Below are 6,322 nucleotides of genomic sequence, written 5' to 3' on the forward strand. Positions count from 1 at the left end.
ATAATACTAGTATTTATTGAGGACGTCATTGGTATGTTACAAGAATTAACATTAGAAGAAAAGCAATTGTTATCAATTAATAAATTAATAACGGATATTGCATGTGATTATGATAATCAGTGGATAAAACGAAAAAGATCGATAGATAGTAAATTTTTAATTAGCTTTATCTTTCAGATTATACTAGATACAAACAAGGGGTATAGTATATCCCTACTAAGGTTATGGGAGCATTATAGCAACAAGGATATTCAAACCCCGCAACAGAAAATCTTTGCACCATCTTCAGTTTGTGAAGCAAGGCAAAAGTTATCAGAACAGATATTTATAGATCTCAATAAAAAGCTAATTTCTGAGTTTAATTATCAAAAACAGAAGGTAGCACATCAGCTGGCACATAGAGTTTTTGCAGTAGATGGTTCTAGAGTGAATTTACCAAAAGAATTAAAGGAACTTGGATATAAAACATGCAATAAAAATTCTTATTATCCTCAGGGATTAATGAGTTGCATTTACAATATAGACGCACAAATTGTCTATGATTTTTGTTTAAGCAAAAATTTAAATGAGAGGTTATGTGTTCCCAATCATCTGTCAGTTTTACAAAAAGGAGATATAGTAATATTTGATAGGGGTTATTTTAGTTATCTCCTATTATACCAATGTATGAAAAAAGATATTGTTCCTGTTTTTAGAGTTTCAATTCATTTAGGAAACAAAGCATTACTAGATTTTGTGTCCAGTGTGGAACCTGATTCGGTGATAGAATATGTACCTTCATCAACAGTAAAAAAGCAAATAGAAAAACAAGGTCTAAATATAGAATGTAAGCCTATAATGTTACGTTTGGTTAAGCACGAGATCGATTATAAATTATATCTTTATGCTACAACTTTAATAGACAGTAAATATAGTAGGAAGATATTTGCAGAGCTATATGCCAAAAGATGGGAGATAGAAGAATTATACAAGATATCAAAGTGTTTAGTTGATGTTGAAGCTTTTCACTCTAAAACTGAAAGAGGAGTCAAGCAGGAAACCTATGCACATTTTGTATTAATAAATCTAGCAAGATTGTTTGAATTAGCTGCTAAGGCAAAATACGATAAAAACTCAGGTAACACCAAATTTAATTTTAAAAATTGCTTAAATGTTATTGAGCAAAGCATACAAACGATTATTTATAAATCTGAGTTATTTTGTACGCACATTATATTAAAGGCTACTTATCAGATTTCACAGATAAAGCAAAAGATAAGACCAATGCGAAAATACCTGAGAATATCTCATAAACCTTTCAATAGGTGGGTCTTAAATCGCAGTCCTTTTAGGACTTAGTGCACTAACCGAATGCCATTGAATAGGGCATGTAGGGGTAAATCATCCAGTTATTATGAATCATGAAGTAATTATAAACAGTAATGTTTTAAGCTTTACTAGCCCTTTTGAAATAGTAGAAAACAAATGACAAATTCTATCAGAATAGGTACAAGAAAAAGTCCACTTGCTTTAATACAAACTAATTTAGTTATTCAGCAAATCAAACAATTTTTTCCTGATATTAATTGTGAAATAGTACCCATTATTACTAGCGGTGATTTAATCCAAAATAAACCATTATACGATATAGGAGGTAAAGCTTTATTTTTAAAGGAAATAGAGCAAGCTTTACTTGATAAAAAAATTGACTTAGCCGTTCATTCTTTAAAAGACGTACCCGGTAGAATACCCGAAGAGCTAGTAATAGCTGCTGTTTTAGAGCGTGAAGACCCCAGAGATGTTTTTGTATGTTTAAATTATAAATCCATAGAAGAGTTGCCGCAAAATGCCGTAATAGGTAGCTCGGCAGTACGAAGAAAAGCATTTATCCAAAAAATAAGACCGGATTTAAAGGTAACGGTTTTTAGGGGAAATGTTGATTCAAGAATAAAAAAGCTAATGAAGGCAGAAGTTGATGCAACGATTCTAGCATATGCAGGGCTGAAAAGGCTCAGGGCGTTTAACCAGGAATATTGCCATTTGATAGAGTATTCGCAGATGTTGCCGTGTATAGGGCAGGGAGTCATTGCAGTTGAAATACGACAAAATGATTATGCTATGCTTGAGATATGTAACCAAATTAATCATATTCCTACCTTTGAACTAATAAAACCCGAAAGAGCTTTTTTAGAATATCTAGATGCTAATTGCCGTACACCGATTGCTGCTTATTCAAAATATCTAGATGCGGATAATATACAAACCGATTTCATGCTCGGTAATCTCGCCGGCAGTAAAATAACTTTCCATACTGAAACTACAAATACAAAAACCTTAAAAGAATCAGTCATAAAAGCCGCTAAGATGATGTTGGAGCAACTAGATTGATTAGTATTTTTATTCAATAAACTAATAATTGTAATAAATAGAATTTAGTGATATATAATTTTATTATTAAAAAAGATAATTGGTATGTAAATCTTATGTATCTTAAATTTTTACTTTTTGCTTTATTATTAATTTTTCCACTGATAAGTAAAGCCAAAGCATATGATATAAGTGATACTTTTATAGAGTATTATAAACAGGGTGCAAAGTACTATTATGCTGGTCAATATGATTTAGCACTAAAATCGTATAATAAAGCTATAAAATTAAATCCTAACTTTGCACAATCATATGCAGAAAAAGGTTTAACTTTAAGTAATTTAAAGCAATTTGATTAGCTACCGAAAGCTTTAGTAAAGCTATAAAATTAGAACCCAAAGATTCAGGTTTATATCTCTTTAAAGGTTTAGGTTTATTAAATTAGCACTCGAATCCTGTAATAAAGCAAAAGAAATAAAAATTAACGATAGCACTTTATATAAATGTAAATATACAGCTTTAAATATATTAAAAAAATGTACTTTAGCACTTGAAGCTTGCGATCAAGCTATTGAATTAAACTCCAATGATTCATATGCATACTATATTAAAGGTTCAATTTACAATAATTTAAGAAAGACTGATTTAGCTTTAGAAGCTTATAACAAAGCTATAGAGAGAAACCTTAGCAATTGGGAGTTTTATTTTAGTCAAAGTATAGCATTAAATAGGCTTGAAAGATATGAACTAGCACTTGAAGCAGCTGATAACGCTATTAAATTAAATAATACTAATGCTGACTTATTTGTTTTTCAAGGTATGATTTTAAATAACCTGAAGAGATATAGCTTAGCATTAGAAAGCTTTGATAAGGCTATAGAATTAGCACCTAACGAGGCAAATGCTTACGCAGATAAAGCAATAGTTTTATCACACTATATTAAAAAATCAAAAAACGAAAGAATTTTTACTAAAAAAGTTAGGTAAATAACTAACATAAGATATTTAATACTGGCGGATAGGGTGGGATTCGAACCCACGGTACGGTTGCCCGTACGCCAGTTTTCAAGACTAGTGCCTTAAACCGCTCGGCCACCTATCCAAGAAGATTCATACCAAATAATCTTATATATTTCAAGGGAAATCTTGAAATATATAAATTTAAATTACAAATCCGAATTGCTCTTTAACTTCGTTAACCGTTTCAGAAGCTCTAATTCTTGCTTTTTCTGCTCCTTTGTGCAGTATTTTTAATAAATATTCTTTATCATTCATTAATTCTAAATATTTATCACGTATCGGTTGTAGATTTGTAATAATAATTTCTGCTAAATCCTCTTTAAATTTTGCAAAACCTTGGTTCTGATAATTATTGATTATTTTTTCTAAACTTTCTTCGGATAAACTTCTATAAATATCTAATAAATTACTAATTTCCGGTCTTGTTTCTTTATCATAGCTGACAAAGCTTAAATGATCGGTTTTGGCTTTTTTTATTTTTTGATGAATAAGATCGTTATCGTCTTTTAAATTGATACGGGAAAAATCCGAAATATCAGATTTACTCATTTTCTTTAATCCATCCCGTAAGCTCATGATTCTTGTACCTGTTTCACTAATTAAAACCTCAGGAACTTTTAGAATTTCTTTATCAAATCTCCTATTTATTACCCCTGCAATATCTCTTGTTAGCTCTAAATGCTGTTTTTGGTCTTCACCTACCGGTACTATATCGGCTTTATATATCAATATATCCGCTGCCATAAGTACCGGATAAGAAAATAATCCAAGGCAAGCTTTTTCTTGATCACTGCCTGCTTTATCTTTAAATTGTGTCATTCGCTTTAACCATCCAAGCGGTGTAACACAGTTTAGTAGCCAAGCAAGTTCTGCATGCTCTTTTACCATACTCTGGGCAAAAATCGTTACTTTGTCGGGGTTAAGCCCTGCTGCTAAATAAACGGCAAGAACCCCCATAATTGAATTATTAAGTTCTGAAGGCTTAATATCAACCGTGATAGCATGCAAATCCGCTAAGAAGAAAAAACAATTATATTCTTCCTGCATTTTAACCCAGTTTCTAATTGAACCTAAATAGTTACCGAGGTGTAAAGAACCGGTTGCTTGCACACCGGAAAGAACAGTTTTTTTCATTTAATACCTTATTTATTTTACTCGTTGTAAAATTATGTTATAAATACCATTTTAATTAATAATTATTTAATAATTATGCTTTGGCGTTTAAGAATTTTATCATTTTACGGATTATTATCGTTATTTACATTTATTTTTTTTCTTATATGTTACATACCCGTAACATTTTTCAATGTCAACTATCAAATAAGATATAGAATCGCCATTATTTTTTCTTATGCTTTTGTGTGGCTTGCAAAAATTTGTTGCGGTCTTAAATATGAAGTAGAGGGGCTTGAGAAATTACCGAAAACAATCTCAATAGTCGTGTCTAATCACCAATCCTTTTGGGATCAAATGTTTATGCAACTGATTATTCCTAAACATTCTTGGGTATTAAAGCGTGAATTATTTAATATACCCTTGCTTGGTTGGGGGCTTCGGATGGTTAAGCCTATTGCGGTTGATCGTGGTACTAATAGCTCGGTTGCTCAGATTTTAAGAGAAGGTCAGGAAAAAATAAAAGAAGGATTATGGTTGATAATATTTCCGGAATCAACCAAAGTCCCACCTGATAGAACAGTGAAATTTAAGCCAAGTGCCGTAAAGCTTGCTTCAATTACTAAAGTTCCAATTGTAATGATGGCTCATAATGCCGGTTTATTTTGGCCTAGAGGATTTTGGTTTAAGCAGCCGGGGACTATAAAGGTAAAGATTATAGGTGTAATAGAAAAAGAAGAAATAGAACAAACAGACGTACGTATACTTAATGACAAGGTTGAGCAAATTATTAACAGTGAAAAGCAAAAATTATTAAATTAATATTAGGTTTTAAAAATAATTAGTATTATCATAAAATTACAACCTAGTTCTTATGGAGGTATTTATGGTAAGTACAGCACCGTTAAAATTAATTGCAGTTATCGATAGTAAACAAATGATGCTTTACGACGCTCAAGGGATTAAAATTACTAATAATAAACCTTTAAAATTAGCTTTGGACTTGGAAGAACATCACCACCATAGAGAAAAAAGACAAAGCCTTTATCAAAATAAATCTACACCGGGTTCGTTATTTGAGCCGCATACTTCGCTAAAAGATATAGAACATAAAGAAGCAGCAAGGAGCGTTATTAAACATTTAGAAAAAGTAACGGCTACTGATCAAGCTAAATATAAGGAATTGATTATTGTAGCAGAACCGCAAATGCTTGGATATGTTAGACAAGAGCTTAAAAACGGTCTAAAAAAGATGATTACTAAAGAAATCGCTAAGGATTTAGTGCAACATAGTGCAGATGCAGTTGAGAGAGCAGTATTTTCTTAGGTCATCTTTATATGTCATTCTCGCCTATGAGTATGGGTGTCAATTCTAGAAATAATGTCATTCCCGCGTAGGCAGGAATCTAGTGTAAAGCGAGATAAATCGAGCTTTTCAAAAAATCTTGATTCAAAGATTTTTTACTTTACAAATTAAGCTTTAAAAAGGCTTTAAAGTACTGGATTCCCGCTTTCGCGGGAATGACATACAGCCATGCAATAACACCTATGCCCGCTCGCAATGACGATCATTTAGCGATGTCGTCTAAAAATTTTTTAAATTATAGCTTTCAAATTTACTGATATATCTGACACGTTTATTATCTTGTGAAAATACTCTTTCAAAAGGTGCTCTAATTTTTGTATAATATTTATCAAGGTCAAAATTCTTATCTTGCATGTTATTTCTCTTTACAGCACAAAGATGCACTCCTTTCCTAGTGGCTGCATCTTTGACAGGCTTTGTACAATCACAAAGATATGCTTTATCTACATATGTAGCACCGGAGTGTGGCATAACATA

Annotated in this window: 8 protein-coding genes, 1 tRNA gene and 1 pseudogene; 7 read left to right on the plus strand and 3 right to left on the minus strand. The window is 31.6% G+C overall.

Translation table 11 applies throughout. The features are described 5' to 3' along the window. The 5 genes and pseudogenes from SB78_RS06650 to SB78_RS11820 all read left to right on the plus strand — a co-directional run. The coding region (locus SB78_RS06650) for an IS4 family transposase (protein ID WP_041079569.1) at positions 1 to 1,338 on the plus strand (1,338 nt) is incomplete at its 5' end. Positions 1,339 to 1,360: 22 nt separating this feature from the next. Continuing rightward, positions 1,361 to 1,468 (plus strand): annotated as a pseudogene (locus SB78_RS08900) (LD-carboxypeptidase); the annotation flags it as partial. After that, positions 1,465 to 2,367, plus strand: a complete 903-nt coding sequence (gene hemC / locus SB78_RS06655) for a hydroxymethylbilane synthase (RefSeq protein WP_041079570.1) — start codon at positions 1,465 to 1,467, stop codon at positions 2,365 to 2,367. The pseudogene SB78_RS08900 and the gene hemC, both read left to right, overlap by 4 nt. Before the next feature lie 95 nt (positions 2,368 to 2,462). Beyond that, the gene (locus SB78_RS06660) at positions 2,463 to 2,705 is read left to right on the plus strand and encodes a tetratricopeptide repeat protein (protein ID WP_146625063.1); all 243 of its coding nucleotides are present in this window, start codon (positions 2,463 to 2,465) and stop codon (positions 2,703 to 2,705) included. 166 nt (positions 2,706 to 2,871) lie between these two features. Continuing rightward, positions 2,872 to 3,333, plus strand: a complete 462-nt coding sequence (locus SB78_RS11820) for a tetratricopeptide repeat protein (RefSeq protein ID WP_338390888.1) — start codon at positions 2,872 to 2,874, stop codon at positions 3,331 to 3,333. Positions 3,334 to 3,358: 25 nt separating this feature from the next. Here the strand turns inward: SB78_RS11820 and SB78_RS06665 are convergent. Together SB78_RS06665 and trpS are read right to left on the minus strand one after the other, a co-directional pair. Next, positions 3,359 to 3,448, minus strand: a tRNA-Ser gene (locus tag SB78_RS06665). Positions 3,449 to 3,507: 59 nt separating this feature from the next. Beyond that, on the minus strand, positions 3,508 to 4,500 hold the full coding sequence (trpS, locus tag SB78_RS06670) for a tryptophan--tRNA ligase (protein WP_041079572.1): 993 nt from the start codon (positions 4,498 to 4,500) through the stop codon (positions 3,508 to 3,510). Between the two features lie 75 nt (positions 4,501 to 4,575). On the opposite strand from trpS, the gene SB78_RS06675 reads away from it, so the two are divergent. Both SB78_RS06675 and SB78_RS06680 read left to right on the plus strand, forming a co-directional pair. Continuing rightward, on the plus strand, positions 4,576 to 5,301 hold the full coding sequence (locus SB78_RS06675) for a lysophospholipid acyltransferase family protein (protein ID WP_041079573.1): 726 nt from the start codon (positions 4,576 to 4,578) through the stop codon (positions 5,299 to 5,301). A gap of 64 nt (positions 5,302 to 5,365) precedes the next feature. Then, positions 5,366 to 5,806, plus strand: coding sequence for a host attachment protein (locus tag SB78_RS06680; protein WP_041079575.1), 441 nt, complete (start codon positions 5,366 to 5,368; stop codon positions 5,804 to 5,806). Positions 5,807 to 6,064: 258 nt separating this feature from the next. Here the strand turns inward: SB78_RS06680 and SB78_RS09800 are convergent. Next, a partial coding sequence (locus SB78_RS09800) for a hypothetical protein (RefSeq protein ID WP_199402842.1) occupies positions 6,065 to 6,322 on the minus strand: 258 nt, incomplete at its 5' end.

Source organism: Rickettsia asembonensis, assembly GCF_000828125.2.
GTDB lineage: Bacteria > Pseudomonadota > Alphaproteobacteria > Rickettsiales > Rickettsiaceae > Rickettsia > Rickettsia asembonensis.

Excerpts from the sequence above, each read along its gene's own strand:
- hemC (WP_041079570.1), top strand. The coding sequence starts at position 1,465 with ATGACAAATTCTATCAGAATAGGTACAAGAAAAAGTCCACTTGCTTTA.
- SB78_RS06660 (WP_146625063.1), top strand. The coding sequence starts at position 2,463 with ATGTATCTTAAATTTTTACTTTTTGCTTTATTATTAATTTTTCCACTG.
- trpS (WP_041079572.1), bottom strand. The coding sequence starts at position 4,500 with ATGAAAAAAACTGTTCTTTCCGGTGTGCAAGCAACCGGTTCTTTACAC.
- SB78_RS06675 (WP_041079573.1), top strand. The coding sequence starts at position 4,576 with ATGCTTTGGCGTTTAAGAATTTTATCATTTTACGGATTATTATCGTTA.
- SB78_RS06680 (WP_041079575.1), top strand. The coding sequence starts at position 5,366 with ATGGTAAGTACAGCACCGTTAAAATTAATTGCAGTTATCGATAGTAAA.